This window comes from Eggerthella sp. AM16-19 (genome assembly GCF_003474385.1).
GTDB lineage: Bacteria > Actinomycetota > Coriobacteriia > Coriobacteriales > Eggerthellaceae > Senegalimassilia.
In genome coordinates this window covers 1-15,198 of the sequence record NZ_QUCY01000039.1, presented here as the reverse complement: position 1 = coordinate 15,198, position 15,198 = coordinate 1, and the positions used below count along the sequence as shown (strand labels likewise).

The window sequence follows — 15,198 nt, the reverse complement described above, 5'->3', positions numbered from 1 at the left end:
CGAACCTGGATAGGAGAATCTGAACCCCCATCAACTTTACGCCGTCTTCGAGCTCCCTTGAATTGTCAGACAGCCTATGATATAAGGTAATTGGTTTTCCGTTAGGAAGGCTTCCAAGTGCCGGGGACGTTTTCCCCGGCTTTTTTCTTATCCAGGAGAGCAATGCGAGAACTCAGCATCTTCGTCGACGAGTCGGGAAGCGACGGCCTCTCCGACCGCTACTACCTGCTCACCGTCGTTATGCACGACCAATCCGACAGCATCGCGGACTCAATCGAGGCATATGAGAGCGCCCTCCGCGCGAAAGGGCTTCCGGACATACCTTTTCACGCGTCGCCGCTTATGAACGGCAAGGATTTGTATTCCGGGTTCGACCTGAGAACGCGCAAGATGATGCTCGGATCCTTCCGAGTATTCTTCCGCCACATGCCCGTGAGGTATCACACCTTCGCATACGCGACCAGACAGTTCGCCTCGCTCGATAAGCTCGCGGGGGCGATGCGCAGGGATATAGTGAACTTCCTGTTCGACAACCTTGCGGAGCTGCAGGCGTACGACGCGGTCAAGGTTTACTACGACAATGGACAGCACTCCGTCGCGGAATCGCTTCACCGCGCGATCGAGTATGCGCTGTCGAAGAATGCGGTCGTCTACCGCTCGACGCAGCCCTCTGAGTACCGGCTGTCGCAGGCGGCGGACTACATCTGCACCACGGAGCTCACAGCGATCAAGTACGCGGACCATACAGCTACCGCAACGGACGAAAAGTTCTTCGGCAAATGGTCCGATTTCAAGAAGGGCATTCTTAAGGAAACGCGCAAGAAGCTTGTATAGCGGAACGCTGTGCGGGGGGCGACGAGGGATTGGAAGCGCGCTTCGAGCGACGGAAGCTTAAATGCAAACAGAAGCATTGAGGGTATCGATCGGCGCTGATATAGACCTTGATGTGAACAGGGCTACGTCCCCTGTTCACACCCGCGCTTACATTGTTGCGGCATTTGCGACAATGCAAGCATAGATAACTTGCGGGGCGCGAAACCATAAAGGTTGCCCAGCGGTTGCCAAACGAAAAGCCCCTGATCTGTTTGTGCGGGTCAGGGGCTCGGAAACGCTAGATATTAGATACTCCCACTCTTTCACATGCGTTTGCCGTGACGCCAATCCAGTTGATTCTAGGTTGGTCGTCAGTCTTGGCCATCTTGCCACCGAATCTCGCCGTGTGTCTTCGCGTAGGCGTTTGGGACAAAACGTGGGCAACGCAGAAAACTTTTCGGCCACCGAAGGCCCGCAGTTTCATTTTTGTCCCGGGGGACAAAACAGGCAGGATTACAGGTTACAGACATCCTGGCTGAGGGTGTGAATTCGCCATTTCAGCCCCTCTTCACCCATTTCGAGGAAGGAATCATAGCTAGCGGCTTTATCCCTGCGCGTTTCCGCAGGTCAGAAGTCGTATGTTGTGACCATGACTGGAGGAATCGTTGCTGTGGGCTTGGCATTGAATCAAGGTGCGCCTTATTTCAGATATTCCTCAAAGAATGCTTTCAGCTTTTCAAACGGAATGATATCCATCTGATCGTAGAGGTCGGTATGGCTGGCGCCGGGGATAATGAGCAATTCCTTGTTGTCCCAGCCAGCTTGCCGTACGCGGTTTCGCTGAAATAGCGCGAGTGCGCCTTCTCGCCGTGCACCAGCAACACGGCGGAGCGGATCTCGCAGGCGTACTGCAAGATCGGCATATTCAAAAACGACAGCGAGGACGTCACGCTCCAGCCACCGTTGGAGTTCAGGCTGCGGGGATGGTAGCCTCGCGGAGTCTTGTAGTAGGCGTAATAGTCCGCCACAAACTGCGGCGCGTCTTCCGGCAGCGGATCGACCACGCCGCCCGCCAGCGCATAACTGCCGTTTTTATAGTCCTCGGCGCGCTGCGCGTTCAGCGCTTTCCGCTTTTCGAAGCGCGCCTGTTCGGAATCCTCGGCGTCAAAATAGCCGTTGGCGGTCACGCGGGTCATGTCGTACATCGTCATAGCAGCAGTAGCTTTGATACGAGTGTCGATGGATGCGGCATTGATTGCCATGCCGCCCCAACCGCAGATGCCGATGATGCCGATGCGCTCCGGATCGACGTTTTCCTGTACCGAGAGGAAGTCCACCGCTGCGCAGAAGTCCTCGGTGTTGATGTCCGGCGATGCTACATAGCGGGGCGTGCCGCCGCTCTCCCCGGTATAGGACGGGTCGAAGGCAAGCGTGAAAAAGCCCAGTTCCGCCATCTTCTGCGCATAAAGGCCGGACGATTGCTCCTTCACCGCGCCAAACGGACCGCTGACGGCGATAGCGGGCAGCTTGCCTTCCGCGTTCTTCGGCACGTACACATCAGCTGCCAGCGTGATGCCATATCGGTTATGAAAGGTCACCTTGCCGTGCCCCACCATCTCGCTTTTAGGGAGCACCTTGTCCCATTCCTGCGTCAGTTTCAACTGCTCCATGCTTATGCTTCCTTATTAGCCGCCCTAAGGTATGCGTCGTCATCCACGGGCTCCAACCACTCGTTGGAGGCGTCCTCACCAGGAACTTCCACCGCGAGATGGGAGAACCAACTGTCAGGCGCCGCACCGTGCCAGTGCTTTACGCCCGTGGGAATATTCACTACATCGCCAGGGCGCAGCTCCTGTGCCGGTTTGCCCCATTCCTGGTAAAGCCCTCGGCCGGCCACGCAGACGAGGATCTGCCCGCCGCCGCTTTTGGCGTGATGGGTGTGCCAGTTGTTGCGGCAGCCGGGCTCGAACGTCACGTTGTAGACGCCGACCTGCTCGGTGGAAAGGGGCGCGAGGTGGCTTTGCCCGATAAAGTACTTCGCGAATGCGTCGTTGGGCGCGCCGATGGGAAAGGCCATCTCGTTTTGGTGCTCAGTTCTTGCACCAGCGGCATCGCCATCCGCCCAGACCTCCTTCGCCATGCGGAAGGCCGCCCACGCCTTGGGCCATCCCGCGTAAAACGCCGCGTGCGTAAGGATTTCCACCATCTCCGTCCTGGTCACGCCATTGTTCTTTGCGGACATCAGATGATATTGGAACGAAGAGTCCGTCAGCCCCTGCGCCATCAGGGCCACCACCGTCACCACGCTGCGGTCTCGAAGGGAGAGCCTGTCTTCTCGGCTCCACACCTCGCCGAACAGCACGTCGTCGTTGAGCTGTGCGAATTTGGGGGCGAATTCTCCCAGGGCATCCCTGCCCGCCGTCTGCTTAATCGTCATGTTTGATTCCTCCTGTCGATGGTTTTGAGTGCAAACTGCTTCCGCGCAGCTAAGCCGCGCCTAGATTCCCATGCCCATTCGTCGCGCCTGCTCCAGAGCGGGGTGCCCGGCGATTTCGCCCACGCCGTTCACGCCGCCGGCGAATACCGTTCCGGCAAACGTGCAGCGGGAGAAGCAGTCGACCCATCCCTGCACCGCTTTCTTCGCGCCGTCGAAGGTCGAGCGCCCGTCCTCCGCCGCCGTCGCCAGCAGATACGCCTCGGTGAATGCGTAATCGGAGCCGAAGAGCGGGTTGGCGCGGTCCAGCATGGTCTTGAGCTGGCCGCAGACGCTGTAGTAGTAGACGGGCGTTGCGAACACCAGCACATCCGCATCGTGCATCTTGGCGGCAATTCCCACGGCATCGTCCTGGATGACGCAGCGCCCCAGCTTCAGGCAGGCAAGGCAGCCCTTGCAGAAGCCGAGCCGCTTTTCGCGCAGGCGCACGGTCTCCACGCTGTGGCCCGCCTCCCGCGCACCGCTGGCGAAGGCATCCGCCAGCATCTCGGAATTGCCGTTCTTTCGAGGACTTGAGGAAACTATCAAAACCTTTTTGCCCATTACGGAATACCCCTTGCACTCGCGATTTATATCGACGAGAATAAAGGTAATACCTAAACCTGACTTTAGGTCAAGGAATGAATTCGAGATTTATCCGGAGGGACCATGTACACAATCGGACAGGTGGCGGAGATGTTCGGTCTGCCCGTTTCCACGCTGCGGTATTACGACAAGCAGGGATTGTTCCCGGGCCTGGAGCGGGCGTCCGGCATTCGCCGATTCGGCGATACGGAACTCGAGGCGCTTCGGGTCATCGAATGCCTGAAGAAGGCGGGGATGGAGATCAAGGACATCCGACTGTTCATGGAATGGTGTGCGGAGGGCCCATCCACATATCCCAAGCGCAAGGCAATGTTCGAGGAACGGAAGACCTACATGGAGTCGGAGATCGCCAACATGAACCGCGCGCTGGATATGCTGAGGTTCAAATGCTGGTACTACGAGCAGGCGATTCAAGATGGCAGCGAGGATAGGCTGAAGGCGCTGATTCCCGACGATTTGCCAGAAGAAATCAAAGGCGCCTACGAAAACGCGCACGCTCAATAATGCCGCCCGACGCTCAAGGGAGTTCGGCGAGGAATCCTCTTCGGGTAGCAATGCACTTCTTTCCCTTAATGTCGTAGCGCTTTGCCTCATAGAAGACGAAGGCGTCGCTGAGGTAGGAGATGTAGCGCCTGACGGTGACGTGGTTGGTGGGAACCCTGTTGGCGTCGAGGGCGTTGGCGATGTTGTTGGGCGAGTTGAGGTTGCCGGAATTGCCCATCATGTACTCGGCCAGCCTCTCCAACACGGTGGAGTCGGTACGTATTGTGGTCTTCCCAAGCCATAATCCACTCCTTCTCGGTTTCGAAACTCGATTATTTCTAAAGTTTCGAAATCGAGAAGGCAATACACACAAGGATGTGTCGAGGGGCGGTTCCCGATCGCGCCATGTCGGCAACAATGTCGGGGTGCATTCGCGCGTGCTACAATGCGGCCATCAGAGATGAAAACACAGTCCCCGTCGGGTAGTCGTGGGCGTGCGGGAGTCCGCATCAGTAACCTGCCTCCTTGGTTGTCCCTTCTCTGCATGGTCATCTACATAAAGGAGGAACCAACCATGCAGATCAGCGTGTCGTCCACCCTGACCGTATATCACGACGGCCAATTCTGGGTCGGGCTGGCGGAGCATGTCGAGGACGGAAGGTACGGCGTCGCCCGCATCGTCTTCGGCGCAGAGCCGTCCGATGAGGAGATCCTGCGATTCGTTACTAGCGAATGGGAGAAGCTCTCGTTCTTCGGCGACAAGGCTACTGAAACAAGCAAGCCCGCGAAGAACCCCAAGCGGCGCGCTCGCGAGGCAGCGAAAGCCCTTAAACGGCCCGCGGTGAGCACCAAGGCACAACAGGCGCTCGCGGCACAGCGGGAAGCGATGAAGCGGGAGTCGGCTCAAGCAAGAAGTCAGCGTCGCGCGGATGAGGTGGAGGCGCGCTTCGAGCAGCGGAAGTTGAAGCGCAAGCAGAAGCACCGCGGGCATTGATACCGCCATCGACCAGTATATATAGCAGCAGGCGTTGCTTCGATTGAAACTGCGCCTGCTGCCTGGTGCTATAACGTTATACAGAACGTATGTTCTATTCCCACTCAGTGACTGATCCAGTACGGGTGCTGCAGATGCGAGTCGCGTCGTACCGCCTAAGGGCTGATTCGCGCGCAACTTGGGCGAATCAGCCCCTTGATTCGCGATTTCGGGAATGACTCAATTGATTCGCGAAACCGCAGGTCGCTCCTTTAATCACTCCTTGGTTTCCGCCGGGGTTCGTAGCGGGTGGCGTGAAAAGGGGTGATTCAAAGGGTCGGAGAGATGCCTATAGCGCAATCGTCTGGTATTGGCGTGGTGGGGGACTTCTCGCCTCCATCAGTCCAAATCGTCAAGCTCCGAAAGCCTTGCGAGCTCGATGGCCGAATCGACCGCCTCTTCGAAATCGACGCCTTCCGCATAGGGCGATGCCGAGACGTAAGAGGACCAGATGCCCGCATCATATCGGATCTTCCGACCTCGCCGAGCACGGCTTCGTAGTTGCTCGTCTTGCCGAGTGAACCGCGCCTGGAGGCAGTGGCGACAACGGCTTCGTGCGGGGAATCCCGCCAGCCACATTAACCCGTCGCCCGCGAAAGACGTCGAGCTGGAGAATAGGACCTATTTCCCGTCATGGATTGGGTTTGCCTGCATGACTAGAGCCCTGCTGTAATTGGCTGGATTACCGTTCCGGGAACCAGTATCGACCTACCTGTCCGCCAAGCTCCTTCTTCAGCTCCAGCCTAGTATCTGACTCGCGCCGTTATAAGCGAAAGCCGAAGAGATACGTCTTTGTCGAGAAATTGAAGTTGGTCTTCCCTTACTGCGCGATTTATGCGCTACAGTTAGCTAGCTCTAACTGATTGGGGGCGATAGCGATGCACGAACGCAAGGGCTTCTGGGACAGGAATGCCGGTCGGTACGACCGTTTCATGCGAAAGGACCGGGTGGCGTATGAGAAGATGTATGGGCTGATCCGGCCGGTGGTGAAAGCAAAGACCGTGCTGGAGGTTGCCACCGGCACGGGGCTTATCGCAAAGAGCGTCGTGGATGCGGCGGCGCACATCGAGGCTACGGACGCCTCTGCAAAGATGATCCTTGAAGCAAAGCGGGGCAATCAATCCGCAAAGCTGCACTTTTCCGTACAAGATATGTTCCGCTTGCCCTATGCACAGAAGTCCTTCGAAGTGGTGATCGCGTCCAACGCGCTTCACATAGTGCCGCATCCGGAAAAGGCCCTGCAAGAAATCAGGCGGGTGCTGAAGGACGACGGCGTGCTCATCGCGCCAACCTTCACCCACGCGGAGAACTCGGTTTCCGGCAAGGCAAAAGCCTTTTTCATGAGTATTGCGGGATTCCCCCTCCACAGCAGGTGGACAAGCGAGGAATACCTGCGTTTCCTGCGTCAAAACGGCTGGGCGGTGCAGAAAAGCGCGGTGCTGAAGGCCTCGTTCCCGTTGACCTATGCGGAATGCACGAAATCGGAGGGGCCAGATGTCGTTCTTTGAAAACACCCGCAAGCCCGTGGGCCTCGGCGGAAAACTTATGGTTGCCATGATGAATCTAGGCCACGGCCCTGTGGCGCGGTGGGGACTTCGATTTCTACGACTTGCGCCAAACGCCAAGGTGCTGGATTGCGGCTGCGGCGGCGGGGCGAACATAAAACGGCTGCTGGAAAAATGTCCGCATGGCGTCGTCAAGGGCATCGACTATTCGTCCGTCAGCGTGGAGAAGGCTAGAAAGCTCAACCGAACTGCAATTCAGGAGGGGCGTTGCGCCGTTCTGCAAGGCAGTGTGGCGGATATGGCGTTTGAGGATAGCTGCTTCGATGCCGCCACGGCCTTTGAGACCGTCTATTTTTGGCCTGATTTGCCCCGATGCTTCTGTGAGGCCTGGCGGACGCTGAAGCCAGGTGGGACAATTCTTATCTGCAACGAGAGCAATGGCGATACGGACAAGGACGAGAGGTGGACGCGGATCATCGGCGGCATGACCATCTACAAGGACATTGAATTGAAGGCGTGTCTGGAGCAGGCGGGTTTTCACGAGGTGCAGATACGCAAAAAGAAAAGGTGGCTCTGCGTCACGGCGCGGAAGTAAGGGCATCGAGCACGGGCATTTTTGCATCCATCCTGCACATGGTGATAGGCATGACGGCCATAGCGGCTGCGCTGGCGGCAATTATGACAGCTTTTATTCACTGAGGAAGGAACCTATGAAATGTAAAATTGAGAAAAACACCGTGCAGGAGACGCTGATCCTCCCGCTGTATTCCCGGAAGCTGTGTACGGAGCTGTACCCGAACCTTTACAGGGATGAAACAGCGGTTCGTCTGCTCGACCAGATCGACTACGACTTTTCAGAGGCAGAGAAAACCCCCGCAGCCTGATGCAGCGCTTCGGTGCGCTGGAAGTGGCCATGCGGCAGGGTGACCTTGCTTTCGAGGTGCGGGATTACCTGAAAGGCCACCCCAATGCGGCGGTGGTCAATCTGGGCTGCGGGCTGGACAACACCGGCAGAACCTGCGACAACGGTAGATGCAAAATCTACAATCTGGACCTCCCGGATGTGATTGCCTTGCGGCAGCAGCTACTGCCCGCCGGGGATCGGGAACAAAATATCCCCTGCGACCTGAAAGACACCGCATGGTTCGGCAAAGTCGATGCCTCCGGCGGGGCGGTGTTCTTTGCCTCCGGGGTGTTCTATTACTTTCTGACCCAGCAGGTCCGGGAACTGGTGCGGGGGATGGCGGACGCTTTCCCCGGCGGCGTGCTGGTCTTTGATGCTGCCAATCGGACGGCAGTAAAGATGATCGCAAAAACATGGCTTAAGACTGCAAAAATCAAGGATGTGAGGGCATATTTTGCGGTTTCGGATGCCGCCAAGGAAATCGGCACGTGGAACAGCCGTCTGAAGGTCACAAGTCGCGGCTATATGTTGGGTTACAGCGATTTGAGAGACCCTTCTGTCAGCGGCTTTTTCCGGTTTCTCGCAAGGGTCGGTGACAACGGGATGAAAATGCAAATCGTGAAAATAGCATTTTGAGAGGCAAAATTGAAGCGCATTCACTTTGACGTTGAAGAAGACGGCTTTTACGGCGCATATTGGGCGTGCAAGGACACGCATACAGCAGCGGGCACGGATTCGATTGAAACCATGCCCGCTATCCGATACTATATTATTTTATCGAACGTCTGTTCTATTCACTCTTTCATGCTCGTTTGTCGTGGCGCCATTCCAATTGGGTCTAGTTTGGTTGTCGGTTTTGTCCACCTTGCCGCCGAATCCCTCCGCGTGTCTTCGCGTAGGCGTTTGGGACAAACCCTGGGACAAATTCGCAAACTATTTCGAAACCGCAAGCTCGCAGTTTCAGTTTTTGTCCCGGGGACAAAAACGGCAAGGCCTTGAGGCGCATAATCGCCCGAAACGGATGCCAAAAGGGCCGATTTTCCTCTTTGACGCCTGTTTAGCAAAGTGAATCGTAGCCAGCGGCTTTGCCGCCTTGCATTTCCGCAGGTCAAATGAGATGCACAAGAGCGATGACCGAAAGAATCGTCGCAGGTGGCTTATCCACCCAAGAGTTCAACGATTCCACTTTCAAATGCATGAGAAAATGCGAATGATCTCAATGCGCTCCCGAACTCGGCGCTAACGTAAACGCCGACTCCGTCGAGCGAAGACTGGCCGATATGAGTCACAACACCGTCCCCAAGGCTGATATGCCTAAGATGGCTTCCAACTGGGGGCGGGGTTTGCCAATAGGAACCACATGAAGAAATGCAGTCCCCTTGGAGTCCTGCTCGGTGATTCCGCCAGCGTTCTTCTCAAGGCAATCCAGAAGAGCAATCGGATTGCCCATCACGTCAGGTGGCGGAGTTGGCATGGAGGGCAGGTTCTTGTTGGTTTCCACCTATTGTACGCCCGTCGTCGTGCACGACCAATCGGACAGCATCTCGGATTCGATAGCTACGTGCGAAGCCTTGACGCTGTATTTTCACTTGCTGTTCGCGGACAGCAAGTCCACAAGGGATAGACGCACAAGCGTCGCAAGGGAGTGTAGCTCCCTTGACGGAACGAAGTGACGAAACATTCTCGGTCGTGCAGGTTTCTTCTGCTGACCGGGAATGAAGCTCCGCAGGACGCACATACTCCCGATAGGAGAGTATAGAAGTGCGCCCTTTAGTTCCTAAAGGGATTTTATCGGTTCGACAAACTTGAATTTTCAAATTAGTCTTTGCAAATAACCTTTGAACCTTCACCATCAATTACAATTCCCTGACGGTTGTTAATTGGGCATAGATTCAAATCCGAAAACTCAGTCATTATTTTCTCGGTAACTTTCTTAAATGGTGCTGTAAGATAGTGCGGAAGAACATAGAAATCAATCAAATCAAGCCCTGCATCATCTTCTTGTGAGTAGTCCTCCGGCTTTTCATCCATTTGTACAATATATTGGATGGTAGGAGCGCATATAATCGCACCTGCCGATTCACCGATCATCAGTTTTCCCTTTGCCAATTCTTTCTTCAACAGCTTATCCGTTCCCGTTTTACGGAGCTGGTCCATGAGAAAGAAAGAATTTCCACCAGTAAAATATATCACGTCTGCATTTTCAAAAACAGATTGTATCGTTGAATAAGCCTCCGTTGAAATATCAATTTCAGTTACGGCTGCTCCCAGTTTATTAAATAGCTTTCGAGCCGAGCCGACATAACCGGTGTAGCCTTCACGCAGCGATGCTGTTGGAATAAATGCGACTTTTTTGTTATCAATTTCTTCTTTTATCAAACTTCCTACACTTGAAAAGTGCGAACATAAAAACAGCTTCATCCATATTCTCCTTTATGTATTTGTTGCTCAATTTCGTGTTCAAATTATACCCTTGATTATCAACTTTATCCGAACACCTCCCACACGAAGGACCTCAATGGCTCGTGTTATTAGGGTCTCTATCAGGATTGTTGTAGCTGAACATGTCGGGAGGCTGCTCGTCTGATTGCTTGGGATGATCCTGCAAGAACTTCCTGAGCACACGAGAAGAATCGAATCCCCAGTAATATTTACTATCCTTCTGAAGCGATTCATTGCTCGCAAGCCGATAAAGCTCCCTTAGACACATGGCAATCTTCTCATCATCATCGTCGGGGAGGAGCTCTCTTCGTGCCTTTGGATCACCTCCTAGGATTTGCGAGGTAACATTAGAGATACGCTTTTCGGAATAGAAGCAACAGGCGGGATATGCGAGACCAGTGCCCACCCCTGCAACAAATACGCATAAGCAGTAAAGGAAGTCAAAGGAGCATAGGAGATCGAGGTATCTCTCATGCGCCGAAGCGTCACTGCCCATATTTAGTCTGCAATCCGGTGCCACAATTGGGTGATTCGTGGCGTTGTCTAAGGCAACTGTAATCATCATCCCCGAGCCGGCTTCGTTGAAAAGCCCGGCGTTTACAGCCCTAACCTGGCAGTCTCGTATCCAGGATGCATATATGGAGTACGAGCGAGATGGAGATTGACGGTTGACGAAGGGGGCAATTAGGTCCCATCTTTTCATGCGAACCAGCTGCGCGCCCAATTCGTAACAAGCAACCGCCACAGCTAGACTTTTTGAAGCGGAGTCCGCTTTGCTATCATCAATTGCGGCATAGCAGTCGTAGAGAGCATCTGCCGCCTTCTCAAATATCGAGTCGTTGCAATAGCTAAGGGCATAGGCTCCGATGCCGGCAAGGCTGTTGATCGCATCTGCATCATCTTGAAACTCTGCGGCGACCTGAAAAATGAAGCGAGAAAGCTTCTCATTCTCCTTTTGCTCGAAGCAAGCTTCGAGCGAATGCACAAGCGCTTCTTCATCCATGCCGTAAACGAGAGGCGGCGTTTTACCCTTCTCTCCAAGAACGGCGATTATATTGTCCACGAGAGTATCCATTCGTTTGCTCTCGTCTTTCCTCACGCAAACATCGTGCTGCTTCAATATTTCTGCCCACTGTGAATACTCAATAGGCCGATTCTGAGCTCCGTCGCGCCTAACTATTTCGCCCTCGCGAAATACGACAATTTGACGGCCTTTGCCATCTACTGTTTGTCCGAGCTTCGAAAAAGGAACGAGAAGCCCGTCTTCGAGGCTTAACAGGCAAACCAAACAGTATGTGTGTCCATCAACCTCATGTAATTGGGAGATGGCGGTCAAAGGCGCCTGAACATATTTTCTTATTTTGTCTGTTAAGACCGCGCCATCAAATTGCGTCCAGTTGGTATCTTCAGCTCTAGCCGATGGATTTCCATCATCGTCCACCCCAATGACGATGTAACCACCGGGATAACGGTTGCACATCGAAACAGCGTCTTTTACAAAATCGAGCTCATCGATCTTCTTGGAAAAATCTAGCGTCTCCTTAAAATCGAGCTCGCTGCATTCACCGCCAGATTTTAATAGCTCGAAAAGTTTTTCTCTATCGGTTCGTCCGTCTACTACGATCATCTATGTTCCAACCTATCGATTCCCTATGCCCGACAAACAATCTCTTCATTTCGTTCATGTGGGTGGCACCAATCGACTGATACGTAGAGAACGCTTTCATCAACGCATCAGTCAAAAGACGTCCTCCCATCTAAGTTAATACTGGACATTATCCCATCGTTTTGGCTACTTAGAGAACCATCGCTATGCTATCCGGTCAAATCAAGTATTGATCATTACCACTTTCATGTGATTGCCATGGTGAGCGCAAGCAAACTATCAGCTCAAACAACGAAAACCAGTTGTAGCGTTGCGCAAGAAAGCACACTGATTGACAAACCGATGCCCGCTCGTCCGTTCCAGTTTGCCCAGACGCCCCTCCCGCGGTGCCCACGTCCCAATGGGTGGGTACCATTTACCCGGGTGCACCTGGGGCAACGGGCCGGCCGGTCCGCGCAAGGTCGCTCGCAGAACACGCAACAGCAAACACGACAGAAGAGGCGAACGACAGATGCCGGACCCCGGACGACAGCACCGCGGAAGACGAGCATTCCGACCACAACCGAACAACTCCAGCTACTAGGCAGGCGCCCGCATGGGCGCCTTTTACTTTTCAGGGACTTAGCCGCGAGCTAAGGCACGCGGCTCATGGCCGTTTCGTGAAGGCACGACCAGCTCGACCCACTTCGACCCGTCTCCGCTCCTGCCGTGCTCACCAATCGCCATCAGGCGGTTCAATCGTCGTGCAGACGAAAAGGCACACGGTGTCGTGCGGTGTCCTCGCGCGGTGCCGCACGGGAAGATTGGAGGAACCATGGCACGCACAGCCGAATGCGCCGCGCCCGAGGGAAGCCGAGATCGGGACGAATGGATGACGGTGATCGAGATGCAGGAGTACATGAGGGCGAGCCGAAACAAGGCGTACGACCTCATCTGGTCGGGAGAGATCGACTCGTACAGGCTCGGAAGGAAGCTCCTGGTTTCGAGGGCGTCAGTGGACTCCTACATCGAGTCGAGGAGCGGAAGGAAATGACGGCGGCGACCGCCCCGGGAGCCGCCCGCGGCCGGGCACGCGAGGGAGCCTCGAGACGAAAGGAGCTCGAGGACGACCATGACCAAGAGCATTAGCAGGAGCCAGGTGAGGCTCATCGCATCGACCAACGCGATATTCGGCGCCGACGAGGCGTGCGCGATGCTGCGCATCAGCCGCGACGCCATGTACCGGCTCGCCAAGGACCCCGACGACCCGTTCCCGATCCGCTACATCGGCGGCAAGACACGCGACGGCATCGTGCTGCACGACGAGCTCGTCGCATGGGTCGAGCGGAACAGCATCGTCGGCTCGCCCAGAAGGGGCTAGCGCCGATGGCGGCCACAGGCCCGAAGGGGCGCGACGGCCCCTCCCCGCGCGAGTTCACGACGGTACGGCACTTCATGATGGCGGACCTGGGCCTCTCCGGCCTTCCTCTGCTCGTCTACGCGCGCATCTTCGGCTTCTGCGACGCCGGGTGCGGCTACTTCGAGAGCAAGGGCGGCCTGGCCCGATTCCTCAACGTGCAGGAGCGCAGCGTCCACCGCGCCATCCGCGACCTGCTCGACCGGGGCCTCATCGAAGAGTGCGGCATGCACGCCCCGGCACGCGGGCACGCCACCAAGCGGTACCGCATCGTGCGCGAGAGGCTGCCGCCCGGAGCGCTGGCAACCCCTGACGATTCGTCAGGGTTCCGGACGCGAAAGGGTGACGAAATGACAGGGCTCGCCGAGAACAAGGGTGACGAACCGTCAGGGTTCGCAGCCCGAACCCCTGACGAGATAACAGGGAAACCCCTGACGATATGCCACCCAATAAGCAAAAGGGACAACAAGGACTTCAGAAGATAAGGAAGGGGCGCCCGATGGACCGAGCGGGACTCATCACCCTGGAGCAGGCCCGGGCGGCCGGGCTCTCCTTCGACGAACCGGAGCCGAGGGCGTGCCCGCACTGCGGCGCCGCCCTCGAACCACTCGGCGCGGTGCTGGCGGGCAGGGTCGCCTGGGTCTCCGCCGCCCCCTGCCCGTGCGAGGGCGCATCCGGCGAGCGGGAGGCCGAGGCGCGAAGGCGCGCGGCGCTCGCCGCCAAGGAGGAGGCCGCCCGCCGGGAGAAGGCGCTCTCGCGCGCGGGCATCCCCAGGCGCTACTGGGCCGCCGAGGCCGACCGCCCCGAGTTCGCCGAGTACATCGCCTCGTTCGCGGGCAACGGGGGCGCCGGGCTCTACATACACGGGGGCGTCGGCGCCGGCAAGACGCACGCCGCCTCCGCCATGGCCAGGCTGTTCGCCGAAGCCGGCTACGACGTCGCCTTCACGACGGCCAAGGGCATGCTCGAGCGCGTGAAGGCCACGTTCGACGAGGGCGGCACCGAGGCCGCCGTCGCGCGGTACGCAAAGTGCGACGTCCTCGTGCTCGACGACCTCGGCAAGGAGGACGCGACGGAATGGTCCGTCGGCACCGTGTTCAGCGTGCTCGACGCGCGCTACGAGGACATGCGCCCGACCATCGTCACGTCGAACTACGCGCCGGGCGCGCTGGCGGACAGGCTCGCGAGGCGCGGCGAGCGCGTAACGGCAGAGGCGATCGCGAGCAGGATCTCCCAGACCTGCAGGCCCGTCTACCTGGGCGGAAGGGACAGGCGCCGGCTCTGCTAGCTTGTGCGCTTCCCGTGGAGGCGCGGGCGGCTCGACCCAGCTCGACCCATCGCGGGCGGCCTCGGCCGCCGCCGCAATCGAAATCGCTATACACGTCTTGGGCGGCGCCGACGCGCCAACACGCACGCCTGCTCCGACTCGCACCGTGCCCCCATCGCGAGGACGCCGCCCGCCAAGCAACAAACGAAAGGCGGAGGGCCCATGGACGGCTTCGAGAGGATAACCGGCCGCGAGCACGACGGGCTCGTGGAAAAGTGCCAGGAGAACGGCTGGCTCAAGGTCGGCGGCTTCGACTGGCAGGACGACCCGTTCCTCGAGGAGTACCCCTACGAGTTCTCTCGCACGGACAGCGTCGACAGGCTCCGCGAGGCGCTGGGCTCGGGCAACTGGGCCATACGCCAGGGGTTCTGCTACCGCGACCTCGCGTTCATCCAGCAGGTGGACGGCGGCGACGAGTGGTGGACGCTCAAGCGCGACGGCGACGCGTGGACCGGCTTCGAGAGCTGGAGCTTCGGCGCCATCGCCCAGGAGCCCGAGCGGTTCGAGCAAGCCATGCGCGACATGTGCGAGGCGACGCCGGAGCAATGCCGCAGCGGCGAGTGGGCCCATCTGCACGAGAAGGCGCCCGAGCCGCTGGCGCAGCGCGCCG

At 57.1% G+C, this 15,198-nt stretch carries 19 protein-coding genes; 12 read left to right on the top strand and 7 right to left on the bottom strand.

Annotation, left to right across the window (positions count from 1 at the left end):
• Positions 1-162: 162 nt before the first annotated feature.
• Positions 163-834, top strand: coding sequence for a DUF3800 domain-containing protein (locus DW178_RS10720; protein ID WP_118351414.1), 672 nt, complete (start codon positions 163-165; stop codon positions 832-834).
• A gap of 707 nt (positions 835-1,541) precedes the next feature.
• On the opposite strand, the gene DW178_RS10715 is transcribed toward DW178_RS10720, so the two are convergent.
• From DW178_RS10715 to DW178_RS10705, 3 genes are read right to left on the bottom strand one after another with little or no spacing between them, the layout of a single operon-like run.
• Positions 1,542-2,483 carry an alpha/beta hydrolase gene (locus tag DW178_RS10715; protein WP_199669305.1) on the bottom strand — a complete coding sequence of 314 codons (942 nt, stop codon included), beginning with the start codon at positions 2,481-2,483 and terminating at the stop codon, positions 1,542-1,544.
• 2 nt (positions 2,484-2,485) lie between these two features.
• Positions 2,486-3,250, bottom strand: a complete 765-nt coding sequence (locus DW178_RS11725) for a carboxymuconolactone decarboxylase family protein (protein ID WP_118351412.1) — start codon at positions 3,248-3,250, stop codon at positions 2,486-2,488.
• Between the two features lie 60 nt (positions 3,251-3,310).
• Positions 3,311-3,850: a flavodoxin family protein gene (locus tag DW178_RS10705; protein WP_118351410.1), complete on the bottom strand. Its 540-nt coding sequence runs from the start codon at positions 3,848-3,850 to the stop codon at positions 3,311-3,313.
• A gap of 105 nt (positions 3,851-3,955) precedes the next feature.
• Here DW178_RS10705 and DW178_RS10700 point away from each other — a divergent pair, with 105 nt between their 5' ends.
• Complete coding sequence (locus DW178_RS10700; RefSeq protein WP_118351408.1) at positions 3,956-4,396, top strand: MerR family transcriptional regulator; 441 nt, start codon at positions 3,956-3,958, stop codon at positions 4,394-4,396.
• 13 nt (positions 4,397-4,409) lie between these two features.
• Here DW178_RS10700 and DW178_RS10695 read toward each other — a convergent pair whose 3' ends face one another.
• The gene (locus tag DW178_RS10695; protein ID WP_199669304.1) at positions 4,410-4,640 is read right to left on the bottom strand and encodes a DUF8612 domain-containing protein; all 231 of its coding nucleotides are present in this window, start codon (positions 4,638-4,640) and stop codon (positions 4,410-4,412) included.
• 309 nt (positions 4,641-4,949) lie between these two features.
• Here DW178_RS10695 and DW178_RS10690 point away from each other — a divergent pair, with 309 nt between their 5' ends.
• From DW178_RS10690 to DW178_RS10675, 5 genes are all read left to right on the top strand, one after another.
• On the top strand, positions 4,950-5,369 hold the full coding sequence (locus tag DW178_RS10690) for a YjdF family protein (RefSeq protein ID WP_118351406.1): 420 nt from the start codon (positions 4,950-4,952) through the stop codon (positions 5,367-5,369).
• Positions 5,370-6,286: 917 nt separating this feature from the next.
• Complete coding sequence (locus tag DW178_RS10685; RefSeq protein WP_118351405.1) at positions 6,287-6,916, top strand: class I SAM-dependent methyltransferase; 630 nt, start codon at positions 6,287-6,289, stop codon at positions 6,914-6,916.
• Complete coding sequence (locus DW178_RS10680; protein WP_118351402.1) at positions 6,903-7,508, top strand: class I SAM-dependent methyltransferase; 606 nt, start codon at positions 6,903-6,905, stop codon at positions 7,506-7,508. Before DW178_RS10685 ends, DW178_RS10680 begins: the two co-directional genes overlap by 14 nt.
• 115 nt (positions 7,509-7,623) lie before the next feature.
• On the top strand, positions 7,624-7,797 hold the full coding sequence (locus DW178_RS11460) for a hypothetical protein (RefSeq protein ID WP_199669303.1): 174 nt from the start codon (positions 7,624-7,626) through the stop codon (positions 7,795-7,797).
• Positions 7,797-8,453 (top strand): class I SAM-dependent methyltransferase, encoded by a 657-nt coding sequence (locus DW178_RS10675; protein ID WP_199669302.1) that lies wholly within the window; start codon positions 7,797-7,799, stop codon positions 8,451-8,453. The genes DW178_RS11460 and DW178_RS10675 overlap by 1 nt, the downstream gene beginning before the upstream one ends.
• 649 nt (positions 8,454-9,102) lie before the next feature.
• Here DW178_RS10675 and DW178_RS11455 read toward each other — a convergent pair.
• From DW178_RS11455 to DW178_RS10660, 3 genes are all read right to left on the bottom strand, one after another.
• The gene (locus tag DW178_RS11455; RefSeq protein ID WP_199669301.1) at positions 9,103-9,318 is read right to left on the bottom strand and encodes a hypothetical protein; all 216 of its coding nucleotides are present in this window, start codon (positions 9,316-9,318) and stop codon (positions 9,103-9,105) included.
• A 317-nt stretch (positions 9,319-9,635) separates the two neighbouring features.
• Positions 9,636-10,238, bottom strand: a complete 603-nt coding sequence (locus DW178_RS10665; protein ID WP_118351399.1) for a Type 1 glutamine amidotransferase-like domain-containing protein — start codon at positions 10,236-10,238, stop codon at positions 9,636-9,638.
• A 94-nt stretch (positions 10,239-10,332) separates the two neighbouring features.
• Positions 10,333-11,886, bottom strand: coding sequence for an AlbA family DNA-binding domain-containing protein (locus tag DW178_RS10660; RefSeq protein WP_118351396.1), 1,554 nt, complete (start codon positions 11,884-11,886; stop codon positions 10,333-10,335).
• Between the two features lie 856 nt (positions 11,887-12,742).
• Between DW178_RS10660 and DW178_RS10655 the strand changes: the two genes are divergently transcribed.
• The 5 genes from DW178_RS10655 to DW178_RS10630 form a co-directional block, all read left to right on the top strand.
• Complete coding sequence (locus tag DW178_RS10655; RefSeq protein WP_286168686.1) at positions 12,743-12,898, top strand: helix-turn-helix domain-containing protein; 156 nt, start codon at positions 12,743-12,745, stop codon at positions 12,896-12,898.
• Between the two features lie 78 nt (positions 12,899-12,976).
• The gene (locus DW178_RS10645; protein WP_101677788.1) at positions 12,977-13,225 is read left to right on the top strand and encodes a helix-turn-helix transcriptional regulator; all 249 of its coding nucleotides are present in this window, start codon (positions 12,977-12,979) and stop codon (positions 13,223-13,225) included.
• A gap of 5 nt (positions 13,226-13,230) precedes the next feature.
• The gene (locus DW178_RS10640) at positions 13,231-13,746 is read left to right on the top strand and encodes a hypothetical protein (protein ID WP_118351390.1); all 516 of its coding nucleotides are present in this window, start codon (positions 13,231-13,233) and stop codon (positions 13,744-13,746) included.
• Between the two features lie 14 nt (positions 13,747-13,760).
• Positions 13,761-14,549, top strand: coding sequence for an ATP-binding protein (locus DW178_RS10635; RefSeq protein WP_158574195.1), 789 nt, complete (start codon positions 13,761-13,763; stop codon positions 14,547-14,549).
• Positions 14,550-14,750: 201 nt separating this feature from the next.
• Positions 14,751-15,198 (top strand): peptide ABC transporter substrate-binding protein (locus DW178_RS10630; protein ID WP_118351384.1); only part of this gene is annotated, 448 nt, incomplete at its 3' end.

Bases quoted from the DNA above. Each gene is read 5' to 3' on its own strand.
- DW178_RS10675 (WP_199669302.1), top strand. From the start codon at position 7,797: ATGCAGCGCTTCGGTGCGCTGGAAGTGGCCATGCGGCAGGGTGACCTT.
- DW178_RS10715 (WP_199669305.1), bottom strand. From the start codon at position 2,483: ATGGAGCAGTTGAAACTGACGCAGGAATGGGACAAGGTGCTCCCTAAA.
- DW178_RS10720 (WP_118351414.1), top strand. From the start codon at position 163: ATGCGAGAACTCAGCATCTTCGTCGACGAGTCGGGAAGCGACGGCCTC.
- DW178_RS10665 (WP_118351399.1), bottom strand. From the start codon at position 10,238: ATGAAGCTGTTTTTATGTTCGCACTTTTCAAGTGTAGGAAGTTTGATA.
- DW178_RS10635 (WP_158574195.1), top strand. From the start codon at position 13,761: ATGGACCGAGCGGGACTCATCACCCTGGAGCAGGCCCGGGCGGCCGGG.
- DW178_RS10690 (WP_118351406.1), top strand. From the start codon at position 4,950: ATGCAGATCAGCGTGTCGTCCACCCTGACCGTATATCACGACGGCCAA.
- DW178_RS10685 (WP_118351405.1), top strand. From the start codon at position 6,287: ATGCACGAACGCAAGGGCTTCTGGGACAGGAATGCCGGTCGGTACGAC.
- DW178_RS11725 (WP_118351412.1), bottom strand. From the start codon at position 3,250: ATGACGATTAAGCAGACGGCGGGCAGGGATGCCCTGGGAGAATTCGCC.
- DW178_RS10700 (WP_118351408.1), top strand. From the start codon at position 3,956: ATGTACACAATCGGACAGGTGGCGGAGATGTTCGGTCTGCCCGTTTCC.
- DW178_RS10645 (WP_101677788.1), top strand. From the start codon at position 12,977: ATGACCAAGAGCATTAGCAGGAGCCAGGTGAGGCTCATCGCATCGACC.
- DW178_RS10660 (WP_118351396.1), bottom strand. From the start codon at position 11,886: ATGATCGTAGTAGACGGACGAACCGATAGAGAAAAACTTTTCGAGCTA.
- DW178_RS11460 (WP_199669303.1), top strand. From the start codon at position 7,624: ATGAAATGTAAAATTGAGAAAAACACCGTGCAGGAGACGCTGATCCTC.
- DW178_RS10680 (WP_118351402.1), top strand. From the start codon at position 6,903: ATGTCGTTCTTTGAAAACACCCGCAAGCCCGTGGGCCTCGGCGGAAAA.
- DW178_RS10640 (WP_118351390.1), top strand. From the start codon at position 13,231: ATGGCGGCCACAGGCCCGAAGGGGCGCGACGGCCCCTCCCCGCGCGAG.
- DW178_RS10705 (WP_118351410.1), bottom strand. From the start codon at position 3,850: ATGGGCAAAAAGGTTTTGATAGTTTCCTCAAGTCCTCGAAAGAACGGC.